This window comes from Pseudarthrobacter kochi, assembly GCF_055412805.1.
Genome location: NZ_JBVAYV010000026.1, coordinates 1 through 19,296 on the forward strand (window position 1 = coordinate 1; position 19,296 = coordinate 19,296).

Consider the following 19,296-nt stretch of genomic DNA (forward strand, 5'->3'; position numbering starts at 1 on the left):
CGCGTTTCCTCGAGGAGCGCGGCGGGGCTGTCCGGGGCCGGGAGGCCGGCCAGGAGCCGGGCCACCTCCGCGACCGTCACGCTTTCCGCCAATTCTGGAGCCATGCCGGGCCCCTGATTGCTGTCCATGAAAACACACTAGCGGGCACCCACGACAGTAATGATGGCGCCGGGCATGCGCGAGAATATCCCCATGAGTGACGCCGGAGATTTCATCGACTCAGCGCTCCAGCGCGAGTCGTCGTGGGGCCGCGCCGAGGAAACCGAAGCGAGGCTCGGCAGCGGTCACCGGTACTACGGTTCGTCCGTCGGAGCCGTGCGCGGAACGGTCCGCGACGCCCTCCGCCGCCACCCGGACCTGACGCACGATGACATCACTGCGCTGAGTTCCGAGTTGTGGGAGGTGCCCGTCTTCGAACGCCGCCTCGCCGCCGTTGTGCTCCTGCAGTCCAGTGTCCGTTTGCTGACCAACACTGACCTGACCCGGGTCGAGGGCTTCGTGCGGAGTGCTCGGCTGGGCGCGCTGGTGGATCCGCTCGCCGTCGACGTGGTTGGACCCCTGATCGCGGGGCTCGACGTCGTCGGCAGGGTCCGCGCCGACAGTGTCCAGGACCGTTGGGTGCGGGACCCCGATGGCTGGCTGCGCCGCGCGGCCCTGCTGTCCCCGCTGCGCGCGCTCCGTGCCGGCGCGGGGGACTGGCCACGGTTCGTGCGCCACGCCCGCGCCGTTCTGGCGGAGTCACCTCCCACGGAACCACGGGAGGACTACGAGGGCGCGGACGCCGCCGGGGCGGTCACCCTGGTCCTCGCAGAGATGGCCAGGCACCGGCCGGAGCTGGAATTCCGGCCGGCCCGCACTGAGCGAACGTCCTCTTAGCCGGCCGGGCGGCGCTCCACCACGGCGTAGGCCTTTTCGTCGAAGAACTCCCAATCAGTAATCACCATGAAGCCGAGGGCATCCACGCGGTCATTCAGGACGTGGACGTCGAAGCCGCCGTCGCGGGGCTCGGCGTCCCACGTGGACACATGAATTTCCCCGTTGTCCAGGACCAGCAGTTCGGTGTTGACATTGAAATCCTCCGGCGGCTGATTGCTCAGCTGGCAGATGGCGACACAGTGCCGGGTGACCTTGGAGCTGTTCATTTCGGGCCTCCGCTTCGGGGGGACGGTGATGGCATCATCCTATGCCTGCGGACCCGTCCCGTGAGGGGGCAGAGAATCCGCTCAAACCATGCCCGCCGTTACCGCAATGTGACATACCGTGATTATTCCGTTACCGTTGTTAGGTGCCTGTTGTTTCCGAGACGGGCTCTTCCCAGCCGATTGCCTAACTCTGCCGCGGCGTGGGGATAACTCGCAGCAACGTCCGGCAGAGACGGGGAAACCACATTTGACCCGCTGTTCTCCAGGGGTCTTGGGGTGAAGCCGCACCGCCCGCCAAGATCGGGCCCGCGTGCGGCCGGGTGCCTCCCATCCGAATCCGACAGCTCACCTCGCAGGCATTGGGAGAGGCTCCTTTAATGACTTTCAGCAATACCCGTGCGCCCAACCGCGCCGACCTTCGCAGCAAGCGCCGCACCGCCGGCACCATCGGCCGCCAGGCCGCAGTTCTCGTCGCCGCTTCCGGAATGGTGCTCAGCGGCGCCATGGCCGCCAATGCAGCCGATGCGCCCACCCAGCGCGAGGCCACACCGGCGTCGTCCGTTGACGTCCAGGGCCAGGTCTCCGCGCCGGTCATGGCCGACTCTGCCGTGCAGATCACCTTCGAGCGTCCGGCCGTTGAGACTGCCCCGGCTCCCGTGGTCGAGGCACCCAAGCCCGTAGCCGCCCCGAAGGCCCCGGCTGCGGCCCCCGCCCCCGCCGCCGCGAAGGCGACGGTCAAGGTCCAGGCCGCCCCCGCCCCCGCCGCTGCCCCCGCCCCCGCCGCTGCCCCGGCGGCCGGCGGAGTCAACGCCACCCTGCTGGCCGTAGCCTACGGCCAGATCGGCATCACGCAGGACTGCACCGCCATGGTGGAGAAGGCCCTGAATGCTGCCGGCATCCCGGTCGGCGACATCGGACCGCAGGCCTTCATGAACTACGGCAAGGTAGTCGGCGACCCCCAGCCCGGCGACATCATTGTCCAGTCCGGCCACGTTGCCATCTACGCCGGCAACGGCCAAGCCATCAGCGGCGGCATGAACGGCGTCAACGCCACCATGGCGCACCCGCTGTCCTGGCTGACCGCCACCGGCCCCGTGACGTTCGTCCGCGCCGGCTAGCACCACCGCCAGCAGCGTGCAGAAGGCCGGTCGATCGGTTGCCTTGGGGGCAGCAGATCACCGGCCTTTTGCGTGCCCGGAGCCAGGCTCCGCCGCGTAGCGGAGCTGCACCACGCCGTTGCCGAAGGTGCGGCTCTCCAGCAGCCGGAGCGGGGTCATGCCATCCGTTTCCTGGAACAGGGGCTTGCCCCGGCCGACGAGGACAGGGTGCACATAGATCCGGTACTCATCGATCAGCCCGAGCCGCCGGAACGCCGCCGCGAGATCGGCGCCGCCCAGCGCCAGGTCACCGCCGGGCTGTTCCTTGAGCCGCACAACGTCCTCAGCGACGACGTCGCGCACCACCTCGGTGTTCCAGCCGGCTGTTGCCAGCGTGCTGGAGTAGACGATCTTGGGCATGTCCCGCCAGATCCGGGCGAACTCGATCTCCGCGGCAGTGCTCGAGGGGTCCTGGTCCGCCGTCGGCCAGTAGCCGGCCATCAGCTCGTAGGTGACGCGGCCGTCCAGGAAGGCGCCCATGGTCCGGAGCTCTTCATTGAAGTGGCTGTGCAGTTCCTCATCGACGCGGTGCCAGCCCAGGTCCCGCTCCGGGCCCTCCATGAATCCGTCGAGGGACACCTGCATCATGAGGATGACCTTGCGCATTGCGGGCTCCTTCACTGCACTGCGAATTGCTCGGCGACCGGGGTTCCAGCGTACGCCGCAGCCGGCAGCGGCGGCAGGGGAGGGAATGCCCGACGTCGGGCGGCAGCATATTGCCGGATCGCTCCTTCCGGTGGCGGCAGCAGTGGACAGCGGCCCATACCGGCAGCATCTTGCCGAAAGCGGACGAGTGCGCCACGATGGTGGGACTGGATGCCGCAACCGGCAACATCCTGCCGAATGGAGTTTGCCAATGGGTGACGTGCTGTCGATTGGAACCGGCATCCGGAGTGCCCGCAGGGACGCCGGGATCACTCAGGAGGACCTTGCCCACCTGGCCGGGATCTCGGTGCGCACCGTGAGGGCGATCGAGACCGGGACCGGCAACCCCTCGCTGCAGGCCGTGGTGGCCGTGAGCGATGTCCTGGGCCTGCGCCTGACCGTGCACTGATGCCAGCCGAACTGCAGGACCTGAAGTTCGTCCGTGATGCGGACGTCTACAAGGGCGGAACCCTCGCCGGGCATCTGAACAGGACCGGCTTCGGCGGGGTCCGGTTCAGCTATGCCACGGAGTACCTCGCCGGCGGCGGCCCGGCCGTGTCCCTGCCACTGTCCGGGGCTGCCGTGGAAACCCCCGGGGGTGCGCTGCCGGCGTTCTTCGCCGGGCTGCTGCCGGAGGGCCACCGGCTCACAGTCCTGAAGAACGCGACCAAGACCAGCTTCGACGACGAGCTGACCCTGCTGCTGGCCGTGGGGGCTGATGTCCCCGGTGACGTGCAGGTGGTCCCGGCCGGCGAGGTCCCGGTGGATCCGCCCGCCCTTGCCGATACCTCGCGGCCGGAGACACTGGATTTCTCGGCCCTGGTCAACGCCGTGGATCTCCATGGGCTGCCCGGAGTCCAGAGCAAGACCAGCGCCTCGATGCTGACCACACCCCTGGCGGTCAAGGGCCACCGCTACCTGCTCAAACTGGACCCGCCGGAACATCCCCACCTCGTGGAGAACGAGGCAGCGCACCTGCAGGGTGCCAGGGCGCTGAAGATCCCGGTGGCCAGGAGCTCGGTCATCGAAGACCGGAACGGGCTGCGGGGGCTGCTGGTGGAACGGTTCCACCGGGTGAAAGGTCCGGCCGGGACCTGGGTCCGGCTGCCCCTGGAGGACGGGACCCAGGTTCTGGGCCTGCCGCCGGCGTCCAAGTACGGCGTCAGTTCCGAAGACGTCGCGACGGCGCTCGCCGCCGCGTGTACCGCACCGCTGGTCGCGAGCCGGAACCTGTACCTGCAATTTGTCTTTGCCTGGCTGACCGGCAACGGGGACCTGCACGCCAAGAACCTCGCGGTCCTGGGCAGCCCGCGCGGATTCGTGATGGCCCCGGTCTTTGATGTCCCCTGCACGCTGCTGTATGGCGACGAGACCCTGGCGCTGCCGGTCTCCGGCAAGACGCGCCACCTCAAAGCCAGGCACTGGACGGAATTGGCCCGTTCCCTTGGCCTGCCGGAGCGGGCTGCCGCTGCCGCCAACCGGACGGCGCTCGCCGCGGCTGCCGTGATCCGGCTTGAAGACCTGCCCTTCACGGGTTCTCCGCTGCACGGGGCGCAGCGTGAACTCCGCTTCCGCCGCCGGGAGCTGGCGGGCTGACCCGGAGTTCTGCCGCCCCGGCCTCTTGCGCCGGCGCCCCGCCGGGGGAAGAATGCAGGGAAATTTGAAGCCGTGCCGCGGTCCTACACTTTCGGAGGTCGAGCATGCCTGCGAGCCTGCCTGTGGCGTCACCCCACACAGCAGCCCCATCGATGTTCCGGGGATGAGACCCGATGGAGTCCTGGGGGCCCGGCAGGCACTTCAGCAGTGGCCGGCACACACATGAGTCTGCCCGGAGGGCCGGCCAGGGTCCACCGGGGCTCATCGGCCGGATCCACCCGCAGTACATGCTTGTCCTCGTGGCAGTCCTTGGCCTGATCGCGGCCGCGACAATGTCCGGAGCCATCCAGGGAAGGGTGCCGGCCTCCGCCGGTGTTCCGCCGGTATGGTCGGTGTCCCCCTCACCGGCCCCCACCGGAGCCACGGGCCCGGTGCCGGCCACCGGCCCTGCCAGCAGCGCCGGATCGCCGTCGGCAGCACCCCCTGCGCCGGTCACGACGCCGGCCCCGGCGCCCGCCGTCGCCGCTCCTCCCAAGCCCGCCATCGGAGGGGCGCTGGATGCTGAAATCAATGCCGTCATCCAGGTGAACAACGGCTTCCGGGTGGGCGTGGCCCTGATCGACGTGGCGGACGGCGTGGTCCACGAATATGGCGTGAAGACCAAGTTCGTGGCCGCGAGCACCGGGAAGATCCTCGCCGCCGCGGCGTACTACCACCTGGTGGAAACGGGAGAGGCCTCGCTCCGGACCCCGATGGGGGCATCCACCGCGGGCCAGCAGATCCGGCAGATGGTGCAGCAAAGCAACAACGACTCGTGGACGCTGGTCCTGTCCGCGGTTGGCTACCGGGGACTGACCAGCTATGCCGCCTCCATCGGCGTCCCCTACGACCGGCCGGTCAACGCGCTGACTCCGGCGGAGATGGCAAGGACGCTGACAGAGCTCTACAGCGGACGGCTGCTCAACGCCGAAAATACCCGGCAGCTGCTGTCATATATGCAGAAAACCAATTACGAAGTGCTGATCCCCGCTGCCGTGCCTCCCGGGGTCAGCGTTTTCCACAAGTACGGTCTGTTCAACGGATACCTGCACGACGCGAGCATTCTGGTGCAGGGGGAGCGGGCGTACGTGTTTGTGGTCTACACGCTTGGCCGGGACATGTCGGACATGGCGGCCCGGACCCGCGTCATCCACCAGCTCACCAGGACAGTCACCGCGGGGCTCTTCTGAGGAAGCATGCGTTCCCCCGCAGTACACACAACCGTAGGCTGAGGAAGGGAGGTGAATGCCATGAAAGCAGCCCAGGGAGACCGCATCATCATCCGGGGCCACACGGTCGAATCATCGGACCGGCACGGGGAAATCCTGGAGGTCAAGGGGGACGACGGTGCCCCGCCGTACCACGTCAGGTTCGACGACGGCCATGAGGCCATCCTGTTCCCCGGCGGGGATTTTGTCGTCGAACGCAGCAAGACCGACTGACCCCGCTAGAAGCTCGATGAGCTCCCGGAGCCGGAGAAGCTCCCGCCGCTGCCGCCGTAACCGGTGGTGCTGCCTCCGCCGCCCCGGGCACTGCCGACGCTGCTGACGCCGGTGTTGAAACCGGCGTTGAAGGTGGGCACGGAGAAGAAGTAGTACGCGGGATACACGGTGCCCAGGATGCTGGGCTCATACGTGCGCCCGTACTTGTCCTTGCTTCCGGCCTGCGCGCTCTCCATGTCCTTGCGCATGAGCCCGGCTTCCTTCCCGTTCTTGGCGAAGCCGGCAATAACGGTATCGGCGTGGTTCTTGAGCAGCTCGGACAGGTGGGCGCGCGCATCACGCAGCCGGTCAAGGGCTGTCTCCGGCGTGATGGTGCCCTCCGCGAGTTCCGCGGTCCACTGTTCGAGGTCGCGGTGGCTTTCGTCCCGGAATGAGCGCAGGGACGCCGCGGTCGCGGAGCCACCCTCGGCGTGGCGCCGGCTGAGCATCTGTTCGACCGCGGCCAGGTCGGCGCGGAAGGGAGCGAGTTGCCGGTCCCAGGCAGGGGCCCAGGCAGAGCCCCGGTTGAGCAGGGCGTTGGTGTCGGCGATGACGTCATCGAGGGCGTCCAGTTCTGCGGCGGCGTCGGCGTAGCTCCGGACCAGCCGCAGGTTTGGCCGCTTGCTGAGATCCTTGGAGGACAGGGCATGGACCCGGTTGGAAAGACCGGTGGCGGTGTTGTACTTCGCCATAAAGGTCCGGTGCTTCTCCAGCACGGTGCTGCCATAGCGGGAGGCGTCCGGGATGGTGCTGGCGTTGAGCTCGGTGACCTGGAGATCCATGCTGACGCTGGAGTAGCTGGCGTCGCCGCGGGCCAGTTCCCTGCGGCAGGTGGCCCTTGTCCGCCAGCGCACGATCAGCCGCGTCGCGGCGCCTGCGACGGCGACCGCCACAGCGGTCCATGCGGTGACGAGAAACGCCGTGGACCGGTACCACGGCTGGTTGATCAGCCCGGCCCCGCGCTTGATGCCGGCTATGGTGCCGTCGGTCCACTGGGCATCGCGAAGAAGGTCCTTGGAGGCGTTCTGGATGTCCTCGCGCTGTTCCGGCGAGACCTTCCGGTCCTCGCCCATGTACGTGCCCACATGCCGGCCCACCGGGTCCAGAGCGAAGATGAAGAGCCCGTTCGCCCATTTCTGCCCGTCCTCGCTGATCCATTCCGGATGCTCCGACCGGGCAAAACGCAGGACCTCCTCATTGAGGTTGTCCGACGACGAGCCGTTGTACGTGTAGATGGCCACCTTGGTGGGCTGGTAGAAATCGATTGCCTGCACCGCCGGCAGGAGGGTGTTCCGGTCCAGGGCCCCCGCCCGGTCCTCCACCACAATGTCGACCGGAGTGACGGCCAGCGCCGCCGGCCCGGTATCCGCCAGCCCGATCAGTACAAGAGCGAGCACGCCAACGACTTTCCGCACGATTCCCATTTCCCGAGCGTAGTGCCTGCCGCGGGCGGCGTCGACGCACCCTGCCGGCCCGGGTGCCCGGGTTTCGGTTAGGCTGGCCACGAATGACGAGGAAGGGGAATGCTGCAGTGTTCAAGGATCCTGAACGGCCGGGAAAGCCATGACATCCACCACCCCTGTCGAGGGGATGAGCGGCCTGGTCGGTCTTGCCGCGCGGGCCGTCGACGCGCTCGGCGAGTGGGGAGTGGGACTGTTCACCCTGGCGGAGACACTCTTCCCGCCCATTCCCAGCGAGGTCATCCTTCCCCTGGCCGGGTTCCTCACCCGGCAGGGGACCATGAATATGGCCCTTGTGCTGGTCACCAGCACCCTGGGCGCCTCTCTCGGAGCCCTGCTGCTCTATTGGCTCGGTGCGCGGCTGGGGCTGGAGCGTTCGATCCGCTGGCTGTCCAGGCTCCCACTGATGGAGCGCGAAGACTTTGAAAAGGCCGCCCGCTGGTTCAGCCGCCACGGCAGGTCGGCGGTCTTCTTCGGCAGGTTGCTGCCGGGAGTCCGCAGCCTGATATCACTTCCGGCCGGTGCCGGGCGGATGCACCTCGGCACGTTCACCGCGTTCACGGTCGCGGGGAGCGGCATCTGGAACGCGCTGCTGATCGGACTGGGGGCACTGCTCGGGGAGCAGTACCGGCTCATCGACGAATACTCCCGATTCCTCAACTTCGCCGTCTACGCAGCCCTGGCCGCCGCCGTCGGCTTGCTGATCGTCAGGGGTGTCCGACGGCGGCGAAACTGCAGGTCAGGGCGGAGTGGGGCCTAAAGACAACATGACGGCGGGAGCTGCCTGCTGCATACTGGCGGCATGAGTCCACAGGCGAACGAACCCGAACCGGGCAAACCGGAACCGCACCGGCCCGACCGGACCCTGCTCGCCATTCTTGCCGCCATAGCCGTGCTGGTGATCGTCGCCCTCATTGTGGTGTTCACCCGCGGACAGCCGGCGCCGGTGGACGAGGCAACCCCCGCCGGGGCGGTCCAGAGGTATTCTGCTGCCGTGATCGCCGGGGACGAGGCCGCCGCGGCCGCCTACCTGACTGACGCCGCGAAAGCCCGCTGCAGCAGCAGCTTCGAACGGATGGCTGCGGACAACCTCCGTGTCACCCTCGTCTCAACGACGGAGCGGCCGGCCTCCGCGGACGTCTTGGTGCTGATCACCGTTTCCGAGGGCGGCGGGCCGTTCGGAAGCGCCGAGTACCAGATGGAGGATGGCTTTGACCTCATCAAGGCAGGGGACAAGTGGCTGGTCGACAGGGCTCCCTGGCAACTGACCGTCTGCCAGAACACGGCGGTGAAGTGATGAGCGCCGAATCCGTCGTGGGCTCTGCCCAGCGGACCGTCCGCCGCCTGATCACCTACCTGCTGCTCTTCGCCCTCGTGGTGGTCGCCGCCGTCGGACTCAGTGGACTGCTGGGACGGCTCCTCGTGGCCGGCACCGAGCTGGCCACGGGGGACGTGGCCGGGCTGGCGCGCTCGCTGGCCTTCGCCCTGATTGGCGGGCCGCTCGCCGCACTCCTCTGGTGGGTTGTCTGGCGGCGCCTGGGCGATGAAGCAGAACGGGTATCCGTCGGCTGGGGCCTGTATTTGGCCGGCGCCTATGTGCTCTCGCTGATCCTGGCGACGAGCAACCTGCTGAGTACGCTGACCACGCTGATCGGCGGCCAGTCGCTGCAGTGGCGCCAGTCGCTGGCCACCGGGCTGGTGTGGGCGGCCGTCTGGGTCTGGCACCGGTGGATGTGGCGGCACCCGCGCAAGCGTCCGCTGGACCTGGCCGACGTCCCCACGGTGCTCGGCACCTACATCGGTCTGGTGATCGGAGTCAGCGGCGCCGTCGGGGCCCTGTCCACCCTCCTGGACGCCGCCCTCCGGGGTGCCACGGCGGCCGCGACGGTGGGCAAGCCCTGGTGGGTTTCCGTGCTGCAGTCACTCGTCTGGGCCGTGGGCGGCGGCCTGGTCTGGTGGTGGCACTGGAAGCGCGACGGCGGCCGGCTGCTGCGCACGGGGCTCGCCAGCGTCGCGCTCATCGCCGTCGGCGTCCTGGGCGCCGGAGTGCTGACCCTTGGCGGTGCTGGAGTGGTGCTGTTCGTCCTGCTCCGGCTTGCCTTCGACCGCATTGAATCGATGGACTTGATGCTTGAGCCGCTGGCACCGGCCATCGCCGCCGCAGCTGTCGGCGCCCTCGTCTGGGTGTACCACCGGGGGCTGGCGCGCGGAAGTTCGGAAACCATCCGGCAGGGAAGCAGGCTGGTGACTTCCGGCGTCGCCCTGGTTGCCGCGGCCTCCGGGATCGGCGTGATCGTCAACGCTGCCCTCGCCATGGCGGCGACCCCGCTGGCGGGCTCCGGGACGCGCACGCTCCTGCTTGGCGGCATCAGTTCGCTCCTGGTCGGAGGCCCGGTCTGGTGGTTCACGTGGAAACCGCTGGGCCGGGAACCTGTGGTGACGCCCGGCTCCGGGACCTGGCTGAACGCCCGGCGGATCTACCTGATTGTTGTGTTCGGGCTCAGCGCCGTGGTTGCCGTCATCACCCTGCTGGTCATCGGATACAGGATGTTCGAGTTCTACCTGGGCGACATCTCCGGCGGCAGCCTTGTGGACAGGATCCGGGCGCCGCTCGGATTGCTCGTGGCAACTGCCCTTGTCGCCGGCTACCATTTCGCCGTCTGGCGCCACGAGCGTGCCGTCCTCGCGGCGGCGGGACCCGTCCGGAAGCGGACCATCGGGCACGTCGTCCTGGTGACCGGCGCCGACCCGGCACCGCTGCACCGGGTCATTGAGGACGTCACGGGGGCCGGCGTCACCGTGTGGAGGCGCGCCGACGCCGGGCCTGTGCCCGGTGCAGCTGTGTCCGGTGCAGCTGCGGAGCCGGCCGACGCGGCCCAGCTGGCCGGACGGCTGGCCGGGGCGCTCGAGGGCGTGACCGGGCGGCGGGTGCTCGTGACGGTCAGCCCCGACGGCAGGATCGACGTCATTCCGCTGCTGGGCTGAAAACCCGAAAGCCTGCCCCTACTCCAGGTCGAAGGCCCTCTTGTAGCTCCGCACCGCGTTGGTGACAGTGGGATAGAAGTGGTCCCGGCCGAACCGGCTGCTGACGCCGAACTGGATCAGGCGGTCCTTGATGGGACCCTTCATCTCGGCGAACACCATGCTGATCCCGCGCTTCGCGAGCTCGTCGTCGAGCGCCACGAGGTCATCCAGCGCTGTCGTGTCCAGGCCCGTGATGGCCTCGGACGCCACAATCACCCACCGCACCGGTTTCGGCGCGTTGGCCACAAGCGTCCTGATGTGTTCGGTGAAGACGGCGCCGTTGGCGAAGAACAGCGGGGCGTCGAAGCGTGCGATCACGAGTCCGGGGATGCGCTGGCCTTCGGGGTGCCGGCTCAGGTCGTGGTACCCGGGCACGTCCCCCACGATGCCCAGTTCGGTGCGGTACGGGTCCAGGGCGCGGAGCACAAAGGCGATCAGGGACAGGCCGATGGCGACCACAATGCCTTGGAGCACACCCACGAAGGCGACGCCCAGGAAGGTGGCGACCAGCAACGCGGCCTCGGTCCAGCTCATCCTGAGCAGCCGGCGGAGCGTCTTGAGGTCAAGGATCGACGCCGCTGCAACCATCACGACGCCGGCCAGCACGGTGGAGGGCAGGTACGACGTCACCCCGGGCGCCAGGATCATAAACAGCACCACGAGGATGGCTGCCACGACTCCGCCCAGCGGGCTCTTGGCACCGGCTTCGAGCGCGATCGGCGTGCGCGAGGTGCTGCCGGAAATCGGGAATCCGCCGAAGAGGCCGCTGGCCACGTTCGCCACTCCGAGTGCACCCATTTCCTGGTTCCCGTTGACCTGGAGACCGCTCCGGGCCGCGAGGCTCTTGGAGAGCACGGAGGTATCGGCAAAGGCGATCAGGGCGATGCCCGCTGCCGGGCCGAGCAGGGCGAGGACATCCTCCAGGCTGACACCGCCGAGGGCGGGCACCGGCAGGCCGCGGGGCAACGCGCCCACGGTGGGAAGCGCCGTCGTCAGGTCCAGGGCGGCGGTCAGCGCCGTGGCGGCCACGACGGCGATCAGCACGCCGGGAAGCTTCCACGGCAGGAAGCGGCACACGACGATGACGGCAATCGTCCCGGCCCCGAACAGCAAAGCGAGAGGGTTCACGGCACCGCGGGCCACCGCCTGCGCGGTGCCCGTGGCCGTGTCGATGAGTGAGCCGGCGGAGGCCGGGATGCCGAGCAGCTTGGGCAACTGGCTCAGCATGATCGCCAGGGCGATTCCGTTGAGGTAACCGACACGGATGGGTTTGGAGAGCAGGCTGGTGATGAAGCCCAGTTTGAAGATCCTGCCTGCCAGGAGCAGTCCGCCGATCAGCAGCGCCAGAACGCCGGCCAGGGCAACCGCGTGATCCGGGTCCTTGCCGGCGAGGGGCAGGACGGCGGCGGCGATCATCGGGGCCAGGCTGGAATCCGGGCCGATGATCAGGACCCGGGAGGGCCCGAAGACCGCGTAGGCGAGCAGGGGGATGATCGAGGCGTAGAGTCCCGTGACGGCCGGCAGCCCGGCGGCCTCGGCGTACGCCATGCCGGCCGGAATGAGGAAGGCGCTGAGGGCTGCGCCGGCGGCCAGATCGGATTTCAGCCAGGGACGCTCATAATTCCGCACCATGCGCAGGCCGGGTGGGACTCTGAGTGCCCAAGCTCCGCGCACGGTGTCCCCTGGCTACGCGGCGGGGGACGCGGAGTTGCCAGGGGCGTCCTGGCCGTACTCCGCAGAGATGAGGATGGGGAGGTGGTCGGAGGCGCCCCGGGGGAGGGTTTCCACACTTTCGATGTTGAGGCCCTGCGACGTGGCGAAGTCGAAGTGGCCCTTGAAGACCTTGTAGCGCGTGTAGGTGCGGCGGTCGCTGAGCGTCAGGTCGTAGCCGGCGTCCTTCATCTCTTCCGTGAGGTACTTCGTGAAGAACGGGTAGTTGAAGTCACCCACCATCAGGGACATGAGGCCGCCGCCCATGCTCAGGAGTTCCGCGTGCGCCGCGTGGATCTGGTTCCGGCGCAGGGAGTTCGACGCGGTCAGGGGTGCCGCGTGGAAGGACGCGATGACGAGGTCGTGGTCCGTTTCGTTGTCGACCATCCGGGTGCCGATGAGCCGCTCGTGGGCGGGGGACAGGACGCGGTCATGCAGCGACTTCTTCAGTGCAAAGGTCTTTGTTTCGTACGCCTTGAACCGGTCCATGCGGTAGTAGATCGCCAGTCCCAGCCGGTTGCCTTTGGTGGAGTCCGCGAGGTGCAGATCGCCAATGGTGTCCGGAAGGTCGTCGGTGTCGCATTCCTGCAGGCACAAGGCATCAATCTCAAAATTGCGGGCCAGATCAACCAGTTCACCGCTGGCATGGTGCTTACGCAGGTTGTAGCTGATGACTCGAATCAGGGGAGCACCTCTTCGGTGGGTAGTCGCGGAAATCTCTTTCTGAGTCTACCCAGTCCAGCGAATCGAGACGGACTTCCGGCCGCGGTTCCGGCCGGGAAGAGTGGAATCAATGGGCTGCTCCGGTCGTTGAGCCAGTGTCGGGCGGCCTCCTGGGGCGTCCGGCGGAATGCACTTCCCGGCTACGAGCAGGAGACAACACCATGGCAAAGGCAATGTGGAACGGCGCGGTCATCGCGGAAAGCGACAACACGGTCATGGTGGAGGGAAACCATTACTTCCCGCTGGGGTCGGTTAACTCCGAATACCTCGAGGACAGCGGCCACAGCAGTGTCTGCCACTGGAAAGGCCAGGCGGGCTATTACAGCCTGGTGGTCGACGGCCAGCGGAACCAGGATGCCGCGTGGTTCTATGCCGAGCCGAAGCCGGATGCCCAGCACATCAAGGACCACGTCGCCTTCTGGCGGGGAGTCCGCGTAGAGGCCTGAACGGCACGCACCCTTGGGCTCACAGGGGGCCGCGCAACTGGCGCGGCCCCCTTTCCGTGGTCACGGAAGCGATAGTGTGTTCTGGGATTACCAGCCACGCGAAAGGGGCAGACGTTGACTGCTGAACTACCGGCGCTTGCCGAAGGCGATTTCTACTATGAGGTTTTGGGCGGCGGGCGTTTCCGCTCCACCATCCACGCCCAGGGAGCCTGGAACGTGCACGAGCAGCACATGGCCCCTGCCTCCGGCATTATGGCTGACTGCCTGGCCCGGCATGAGCCGCGCGACGACATGCGGATGGCGCGCCTGAGCTATGAGATCCTCGGCCTGATTCCCGGCGGCGAGTTCGAGGTCGTCACAACCACCCTGCGGCCCGGCCGGACGATCGAGCTGGTACAGGCCGAACTCGTGGCCGGCGGACGCACGGCGATCCGGGCCACGGCCTGGCGGATGATCACCTCCGACACCTCGGCCATCGCGGCCTTTGAAGACCCCAGGATCCCTGCGCCGGAAGACTGCGAGCCGTACGACGCCGCCACCGTCTGGCCCGGCGGCTACATCGCCTCGCTTCAGATGCGGATCGCCGACGGGCACCGGGCCGGATCGGGCACTGTCTGGCTGCACACCGACCACCCGCTGACGGACCAGGGCGACAGCAGCGACCTCGCCCGGCTGGTGGGCCTCGTGGACACCGCCAACGGGATCGCAGCCCGCGTCCCGCCGGGCGAGGGCAGCTATGCCTTTCCCAATCTGGATCTCCAGATCCACATGTACCGGCGGCCCGAAGGGTTGTGGCTGGGGCTGGACAACGAGGTCTCCTTTGGCACGGACGGCATCGGCCTGACCTCGACGGTACTGCACGACCTCCAGGGCCCGTTCGGGCGTGCCGAGCAGATCCTGACGCTCCGGAAGTCCTAGGGATGAGCCCGCCCGGCCGGCGGCTCCGGCGCGGGTCTGAGTCAAAAACAGGCTAGTGGAAGACCAGCCAGCCGACGGTGGTGGCGAGCCCGGTCAGCACAGCACCCCAGGCGATGTCTGCCACCACGATGATGAGCGGCCAGTTCTTCAGGGTCGCGGCGTTGGTGAGGTCATAGGTGGCGTAGGCGAAGGTTCCCAGCGCGGCGCCGTAACCGAGCGCCGAGAGCCAGCTGCCGCCGTCGAGCGCGGGCTGGAGGGCGAAGAAGACGATCCCGGCGATGTACAGGACATAGAAAACGACGGCGTACCCTAGATTGGGTTTGTCCGCCATGAGGTGCCCCAGATGGCTCCGGTAGAACTTGCTCATCGACTTGAGCCAGACGGAATCGATGACGGCGAACGCGGCGGCTACGACGAGGAACTGCAAGATGACCATAAGGGAGCATAACAAGATGCCGGAGGCCGCAGGCGCACCACGGACGCTGACGATTTTCCGGCAGGAGAAATCCATGGGCGCCGCAGCGGACCTGGACCTCGCTCTCGAGCTTTTGCGGAAGGTCAAAACCGGCGTGGCAGGCCCCATGCTCCGGCTCTATCGGCCGGCGCCGACCGTGGCCTTCGGGCAGCGGGACACGCACCTGCCGGGCTTCGATGCCGCAGTGCAGGCGTGCCGCGGCCTGGGCTTCGAGCCGCTGGTCCGCAAGGCCGGGGGACGCGCCGCCGCGTATCACGAGGGGACCCTGGTGATCGACCACCTGGAACCGGCCACGGATGCGATCGCCGGCGCCAAGGGTCGGTTCTCCTTCTTCGGCGAACTGCTGGCCCACGCCCTGCGGAGCGCCGGCGTCGACGCCGCGGTGGGGGAGATCCCGGGCGAGTACTGCCCGGGCGAATTCAGCGTGCACGGGCAGGACCCGGAGTTTCCGCAGCGCCAGCTCAAGCTCGTCGGCACCGCCCAGCGGGTCGTGGCCGGCGGCTGGCTTTTCAGCTCGGTCATTGTGGTGGAGAACTCCGCCCCGATCCGCGCGGTGCTCGAGGCCAGTTACGCGGCCCTGGGCCTGGACTGGGACCCCGCCACCGCGGGAGCTGTCGACGACCTCGTCCCGCACCTGGACGTCGACGCCATCGAGGCCGCCGTGATCGACACGTACGCCCGCTACGCAGCCCTGGCCTACGGCGACTTCGGCAGCCTGCTCGGCTGAGCGGGCGCCCGGGGTGCCCAACTGACTGGCAGCAGGGGCCGTTCTGAGCGCCCAAAACGGCCCCTGCTGCGAGCTGGTTTGCTAGTGGCCCCGGGCGATCCATTCCTCCAGCTGCGGGGCCTCGGCGCCAATACTTGTCGGATCCCCGTGCCCGGTCCGCACCACGGTGTCCGCCGGGAGCGTCAGCAGCCGGGCCTTGATGGACCCGATGATGGTGGGGAAGTCGCTGTAGGACCGGCCAGTGGCTCCCGGACCGCCCTGGAACAGGGTGTCGCCACTGAAGACGGTGCCCTCACTTTCCAGGAAGAAACACATGGAACCCGGGGAATGCCCCGGCGTGTGCAGCGCGACGAGCTGTGCGCCGGCAACCTCGAAGGTGTCCCCGTCCCCGATCGCGTGGTCCGGTTCGGTGCCCGGGAACACTGCGTCCCAGAGCATCCAGTCCGCGCGGTTGAGGTACACCGGGGCGTTGACCCGTCCGCGGAATTCGCCGACGGCGGCGATGTGGTCGTCGTGGCCGTGGGTCAGCAGGATCGCGGCGACCTTCCGGCCCGCGACGGCTGCCTCGACGGCGGCGGCGTCGTGCGCCGGGTCGATTACAACGCATTCCGCGTCGTTGCCCACGATCCAGACGTTGTTCTCGACGTCCCAGGTGCCGCCGTCGAGCGAGAAGGTGCCCGAGGTGACCAGCCGGTCGATCCGGAGGCCGTCCACGGAACTGCCGCTCACAGTTCGACCACCGAGCGGAGCACCGCGCCGGAGTGCATCTTGTCGAAGGCTTCCTCGATCTGGTCGATCGTGATCCGCTCCGTGACGAAGGCGTCCAGGTCCAGCTTGCCCTGCCGGTAGAGGTCGATCAGCATGGGGAAGTCGCGCGAGGGCAGGCAGTCGCCGTACCACGAGGACTTGAGCGAGCCGCCGCGGCCGAACACGTCCAGGAGCGGCAGTTCCAGGGTCATCCCGGGGCTGGGCACTCCCACCAGGACCACGGTGCCGGCGAGGTCGCGGGCGTAGAAGGCCTGCTTGTACGTTTCCGGACGTCCGACGGCGTCAATCACCACATCGGCGCCGACACCGCCGGTCAGTTCGCGGATGGCCTCGACCGGGTCGACGGCGGAGGAGTCCACGGTGTGGGTGGCGCCGAGGTCCTTGGCGCGGTCGAGCTTCTTCGGGTCGATGTCGACGGCGATCACGGTGGTGGCGCCGGCGAGCGAGGCGCCCGCAACGGCGGCCACGCCGACGCCGCCGCAGCCGATGACGGCGACGGAATCGCCGCGCTTGACGTTTCCGGTGTTGATGGCCGCGCCGATGCCTGCCATCACGCCGCAGCCGAGCAGGCCGATGGCAGCCGGGTCAGCCTCGGGGTCAACCTTGGTGCACTGCCCGGCGGCGACGAGGGTCTTCTCGGCGAACGCGCCGATGCCCAGCGCGGCGGTGAGTTCGGTGCCGTCCTCGAGCGTCATCTTCTGGGTGGCGTTGTGGGTGTTGAAGCAGTATTGCGGCTGGCCCTTGGCGCAGGCCCGGCATTCGCCGCAAACGGCGCGCCAGTTCAGCACCACCCGGTCGCCGGGGGCAACCTCGGTGACGTCGGGACCCACTGCGCTGACGACGCCGGTGGCCTCGTGGCCGAGCAGGAACGGGAAGTCGTCGTTGATGGCACCCTGTTTGTAGTGCAGGTCGGTGTGGCAGACGCCGCACGTGAGGATGTCCACGAGGGCCTCCCCGGGACCGGGATCCGGGACCAGGATGGTCTCCAGGGTGACAGGTGCACCCTTGGAGCGGACTACTGCGCCTTTGACTATATGGACCATGGAAATAGCTCCTCTGCTCGTGCTGCGGTTCTCGGCGCAAATCTTTGTCGCAAGACTTCTGCTGCACAACTTTTGTTGCACAACGGGACGAGGCGCGGCCTCCTGGGGGGCCGCGCCGTCGTCGTTAGTGGTTCATATTGGTGAAAGGAGCGGCTCTAGGCCGCGAGGCGGCTCTTGACCTCGGCCGCCGAGGGGTTGGTGGCCGCAGTGCCGTCCGGGAACAGCACGGTGGGGACGGTGCGGTTGCCTCCGTTGAGCTTCTCCACGAGATCTGCGGTGCCTTCAACTTCTTCGATGTTGATCTCGGTGTACCCGATGCCCTGGGCGTCCAGCTGCTTCTTCAAACGGTTGCAGTAGCCGCACCAGGTGGTCGAAAACATGGTGATGGTGCCGGATTCGGGGGTGAAGTCCACGAAGTTCTCCTCAAAGCTGGTTGACGGCGCTGGGTGGCAGCGCCCGTTGCCGACAAAAGTCGTACGTCACTCCCAATAACCGTAACCCGCAGGCCTCTATTCCCGCACAGTGCGGTGCGGTGGCATGCTGGTGCCATGTGTGGACGCTACGTGATGGCCCGGGCCGTCGGAGACCTGCTGGCCGAGTTCGACGCCGGACTCGAGGAGGAGATCGCGATTCCGCCGTCGTGGAATGTGGCCCCGACGGCGGACGTGCCGATCCTGCTGGAACGGCTGGTGGACGGGGAACCGGTCCGGCAGCTGCATCTTGCGCGCTGGGGACTGGTGCCGTCCTGGGCCAAGGACCCGGGGATCGGCTCGAAGATGATCAATGCCCGCAGTGAGAGTGTGCTGGAGAAGCCGGCGTTCCGGAAGGCTACCCGCGCCCGGCGCTGCGCCGTCCCCGCCGACGGCTACTACGAATGGAAGGGCGAGGGCCGCGGCAAACAGCCCTACTACGTGCACCCGAAGGACGGCCATCCGATTGTCTTCGCCGGGCTCTACGAATGGTGGAAGGACCCCTCCAAGGCCGAGGACGACCCGGAGCGCTGGCTGCTTTCGACGTCGATCATGACCACCGACTCGCCGCCGGAGGGCTACGCCGGAGGAATGCTGGCCGAACTCACGGCCCTGCACGACCGGGTTCCGCTGCCGATGGACCGGCAGACGATGCAGGCGTGGCTGGACCCGCAGGCCGACGACGCCGCAGGACTGGTGGATCTGGTCCGGGCCGGCGCGCACGACGTCGCGGAAGGCTGGACGATTGACGCCGTCGGCACCGCCGTCGGGAACGTCAAGAACGACTCCCCGGAACTGATCCGGCCGGTGGGGAGCCTGTTCTAGCGGGCGCCGCAGCGGGACCCGGTGCCGCCCTTAGAGTGAACGGATGAAACGTGCGGTAATCCTTGGCGGGGGCGGTTGGCGGCGGGGCAGACCTCCTCGTGGACGGGGTATGTTTCACGGCGGCCGATCGGGCTGCTCCTTCCCCATCTGCGGGACGTGACCTCCAGCGTGATGCTCTCCAGCAATGCCGTCTACGTCGATGAGGCCGGCAACCACGTCAACTCCGACGCCGCACCCCGCTTCGATGCACCCATTACCGAAAGCGACCCGACGATGAAGCCGGGCGGAGGAGACTACGGCTACCGCGAGGGGTACGGAGCCAATAAAGTAGCTGCCGGCCAGGGCGGTGATCACACAACAGCGGCGGTCAACACAGCCGCCCTTGTGGAACGCGTTGCCTGCGTGCCGGGGGTGCGCATCCTCAACAGTGCCGACCCCGATGCGCCGAATGCCCGTCGGATCGCGCAAACGGTCGCCCGGTATCTCGGTCATCACTGGGACGAAGTGCTGCTCGACGGCACCGCTCCCGAGGGGCTGGGCGATCATCCGTGGGATTTCCGGCCGCCGATTGTTCTGAGTACAACGGCATCCCTTGACCTGGGCTACGAACCGGTGGGCACGTATGCCGCGACGATTCCGCATCAGAT

Annotated in this window: 23 protein-coding genes and 1 riboswitch; of the genes, 13 read left to right on the plus strand and 10 right to left on the minus strand. The window is 67.9% G+C overall.

Annotation, left to right across the window (positions count from 1 at the left end; genetic code table 11):
* The first annotated feature begins 192 nt into the window (after positions 1 to 192).
* The gene (locus ACZY0Y_RS13095) at positions 193 to 876 is read left to right on the plus strand and encodes a DNA alkylation repair protein (protein WP_463881547.1); all 684 of its coding nucleotides are present in this window, start codon (positions 193 to 195) and stop codon (positions 874 to 876) included.
* Here ACZY0Y_RS13095 and ACZY0Y_RS13100 read toward each other — a convergent pair.
* A complete protein-coding gene (locus tag ACZY0Y_RS13100; protein WP_463881550.1) occupies positions 873 to 1,142 on the minus strand; it encodes a hypothetical protein in 270 nt (89 codons plus the stop codon). The two genes, ACZY0Y_RS13095 and ACZY0Y_RS13100, sit on opposite strands and share 4 nt — an antisense overlap.
* A gap of 205 nt (positions 1,143 to 1,347) precedes the next feature.
* Positions 1,348 to 1,515: riboswitch (cyclic di-AMP (ydaO/yuaA leader) on the plus strand.
* Positions 1,516 to 1,519: 4 nt separating this feature from the next.
* Here ACZY0Y_RS13100 and ACZY0Y_RS13105 point away from each other — a divergent pair.
* A complete protein-coding gene (locus tag ACZY0Y_RS13105) occupies positions 1,520 to 2,260 on the plus strand; it encodes an NlpC/P60 family protein (RefSeq protein WP_463958398.1) in 741 nt (246 codons plus the stop codon).
* A gap of 57 nt (positions 2,261 to 2,317) precedes the next feature.
* Here ACZY0Y_RS13105 and ACZY0Y_RS13110 read toward each other — a convergent pair whose 3' ends face one another.
* On the minus strand, positions 2,318 to 2,905 hold the full coding sequence (locus tag ACZY0Y_RS13110; RefSeq protein WP_463881555.1) for a dihydrofolate reductase family protein: 588 nt from the start codon (positions 2,903 to 2,905) through the stop codon (positions 2,318 to 2,320).
* A gap of 250 nt (positions 2,906 to 3,155) precedes the next feature.
* Here ACZY0Y_RS13110 and ACZY0Y_RS13115 point away from each other — a divergent pair, with 250 nt between their 5' ends.
* The 4 genes from ACZY0Y_RS13115 to ACZY0Y_RS13130 all read left to right on the plus strand — a co-directional run bounded on the left by ACZY0Y_RS13115 (position 3,156) and on the right by ACZY0Y_RS13130 (position 6,021).
* Complete coding sequence (locus ACZY0Y_RS13115; protein ID WP_463881557.1) at positions 3,156 to 3,353, plus strand: helix-turn-helix transcriptional regulator; 198 nt, start codon at positions 3,156 to 3,158, stop codon at positions 3,351 to 3,353.
* The gene (locus tag ACZY0Y_RS13120) at positions 3,353 to 4,540 is read left to right on the plus strand and encodes a type II toxin-antitoxin system HipA family toxin (RefSeq protein WP_463881559.1); all 1,188 of its coding nucleotides are present in this window, start codon (positions 3,353 to 3,355) and stop codon (positions 4,538 to 4,540) included. Before ACZY0Y_RS13115 ends, ACZY0Y_RS13120 begins: the two co-directional genes overlap by 1 nt.
* A 173-nt stretch (positions 4,541 to 4,713) precedes the next feature.
* On the plus strand, positions 4,714 to 5,769 hold the full coding sequence (locus ACZY0Y_RS13125) for a serine hydrolase (RefSeq protein WP_463958400.1): 1,056 nt from the start codon (positions 4,714 to 4,716) through the stop codon (positions 5,767 to 5,769).
* A 60-nt stretch (positions 5,770 to 5,829) separates the two neighbouring features.
* Positions 5,830 to 6,021: a DUF1918 domain-containing protein gene (locus ACZY0Y_RS13130; protein ID WP_463881563.1), complete on the plus strand. Its 192-nt coding sequence runs from the start codon at positions 5,830 to 5,832 to the stop codon at positions 6,019 to 6,021.
* A 5-nt stretch (positions 6,022 to 6,026) separates the two neighbouring features.
* Here ACZY0Y_RS13130 and ACZY0Y_RS13135 read toward each other — a convergent pair whose 3' ends face one another.
* Entirely contained in the window at positions 6,027 to 7,484 is a 1,458-nt protein-coding gene (locus ACZY0Y_RS13135; RefSeq protein ID WP_463958401.1) for a DUF5129 domain-containing protein, read from the minus strand.
* A gap of 139 nt (positions 7,485 to 7,623) precedes the next feature.
* On the opposite strand from ACZY0Y_RS13135, the gene ACZY0Y_RS13140 reads away from it, so the two are divergent.
* The 3 genes from ACZY0Y_RS13140 to ACZY0Y_RS13150 are packed head-to-tail and all read left to right on the plus strand — an operon-like array spanning position 7,624 to position 10,505.
* Positions 7,624 to 8,280, plus strand: a complete 657-nt coding sequence (locus ACZY0Y_RS13140) for a DedA family protein (protein WP_463881567.1) — start codon at positions 7,624 to 7,626, stop codon at positions 8,278 to 8,280.
* 42 nt (positions 8,281 to 8,322) lie between these two features.
* Entirely contained in the window at positions 8,323 to 8,817 is a 495-nt protein-coding gene (locus ACZY0Y_RS13145) for an LpqB family beta-propeller domain-containing protein (protein WP_463881569.1), read from the plus strand.
* Positions 8,817 to 10,505, plus strand: coding sequence for a DUF5671 domain-containing protein (locus ACZY0Y_RS13150; RefSeq protein WP_463958403.1), 1,689 nt, complete (start codon positions 8,817 to 8,819; stop codon positions 10,503 to 10,505). The genes ACZY0Y_RS13145 and ACZY0Y_RS13150 overlap by 1 nt, the downstream gene beginning before the upstream one ends.
* An 18-nt stretch (positions 10,506 to 10,523) precedes the next feature.
* On the opposite strand, the gene ACZY0Y_RS13155 is transcribed toward ACZY0Y_RS13150, so the two are convergent.
* Both ACZY0Y_RS13155 and ACZY0Y_RS13160 read right to left on the minus strand, forming a co-directional pair.
* Positions 10,524 to 12,176, minus strand: coding sequence for a SulP family inorganic anion transporter (locus tag ACZY0Y_RS13155; RefSeq protein WP_463958404.1), 1,653 nt, complete (start codon positions 12,174 to 12,176; stop codon positions 10,524 to 10,526).
* 54 nt (positions 12,177 to 12,230) lie between these two features.
* On the minus strand, positions 12,231 to 12,935 hold the full coding sequence (locus tag ACZY0Y_RS13160) for an endonuclease/exonuclease/phosphatase family protein (protein WP_024367099.1): 705 nt from the start codon (positions 12,933 to 12,935) through the stop codon (positions 12,231 to 12,233).
* Between the two features lie 203 nt (positions 12,936 to 13,138).
* Here ACZY0Y_RS13160 and ACZY0Y_RS13165 point away from each other — a divergent pair, with 203 nt between their 5' ends.
* Entirely contained in the window at positions 13,139 to 13,423 is a 285-nt protein-coding gene (locus ACZY0Y_RS13165; protein WP_463881574.1) for a DUF427 domain-containing protein, read from the plus strand.
* A 114-nt stretch (positions 13,424 to 13,537) separates the two neighbouring features.
* Positions 13,538 to 14,341 carry a thioesterase family protein gene (locus ACZY0Y_RS13170; RefSeq protein ID WP_463881575.1) on the plus strand — a complete coding sequence of 268 codons (804 nt, stop codon included), beginning with the start codon at positions 13,538 to 13,540 and terminating at the stop codon, positions 14,339 to 14,341.
* A gap of 52 nt (positions 14,342 to 14,393) precedes the next feature.
* On the opposite strand, the gene ACZY0Y_RS13175 is transcribed toward ACZY0Y_RS13170, so the two are convergent.
* Positions 14,394 to 14,777: a DUF2177 family protein gene (locus tag ACZY0Y_RS13175; RefSeq protein WP_160665578.1), complete on the minus strand. Its 384-nt coding sequence runs from the start codon at positions 14,775 to 14,777 to the stop codon at positions 14,394 to 14,396.
* Between ACZY0Y_RS13175 and ACZY0Y_RS13180 the strand changes: the two genes are divergently transcribed.
* Positions 14,770 to 15,543: a lipoate--protein ligase family protein gene (locus ACZY0Y_RS13180; RefSeq protein ID WP_463958406.1), complete on the plus strand. Its 774-nt coding sequence runs from the start codon at positions 14,770 to 14,772 to the stop codon at positions 15,541 to 15,543. The genes ACZY0Y_RS13175 and ACZY0Y_RS13180 overlap by 8 nt on opposite strands.
* An 81-nt stretch (positions 15,544 to 15,624) precedes the next feature.
* Here ACZY0Y_RS13180 and ACZY0Y_RS13185 read toward each other — a convergent pair whose 3' ends face one another.
* The 3 genes from ACZY0Y_RS13185 to ACZY0Y_RS13195 all read right to left on the minus strand — a co-directional run bounded on the left by ACZY0Y_RS13185 (position 15,625) and on the right by ACZY0Y_RS13195 (position 17,767).
* Positions 15,625 to 16,272 (minus strand): MBL fold metallo-hydrolase, encoded by a 648-nt coding sequence (locus ACZY0Y_RS13185; RefSeq protein WP_463881577.1) that lies wholly within the window; start codon positions 16,270 to 16,272, stop codon positions 15,625 to 15,627.
* Positions 16,269 to 17,354: an S-(hydroxymethyl)mycothiol dehydrogenase gene (locus tag ACZY0Y_RS13190; RefSeq protein WP_463958408.1), complete on the minus strand. Its 1,086-nt coding sequence runs from the start codon at positions 17,352 to 17,354 to the stop codon at positions 16,269 to 16,271. The genes ACZY0Y_RS13185 and ACZY0Y_RS13190 overlap by 4 nt, the downstream gene beginning before the upstream one ends.
* A gap of 155 nt (positions 17,355 to 17,509) precedes the next feature.
* Complete coding sequence (locus ACZY0Y_RS13195; RefSeq protein ID WP_024367105.1) at positions 17,510 to 17,767, minus strand: mycoredoxin; 258 nt, start codon at positions 17,765 to 17,767, stop codon at positions 17,510 to 17,512.
* A gap of 135 nt (positions 17,768 to 17,902) precedes the next feature.
* Between ACZY0Y_RS13195 and ACZY0Y_RS13200 the strand changes: the two genes are divergently transcribed.
* Entirely contained in the window at positions 17,903 to 18,649 is a 747-nt protein-coding gene (locus ACZY0Y_RS13200; RefSeq protein WP_463958410.1) for an SOS response-associated peptidase, read from the plus strand.
* Positions 18,650 to 18,763: 114 nt separating this feature from the next.
* Here ACZY0Y_RS13200 and ACZY0Y_RS13205 read toward each other — a convergent pair whose 3' ends face one another.
* The gene (locus tag ACZY0Y_RS13205; RefSeq protein ID WP_463958412.1) at positions 18,764 to 19,195 is read right to left on the minus strand and encodes a hypothetical protein; all 432 of its coding nucleotides are present in this window, start codon (positions 19,193 to 19,195) and stop codon (positions 18,764 to 18,766) included.
* Positions 19,196 to 19,296 lie beyond the last annotated feature (101 nt).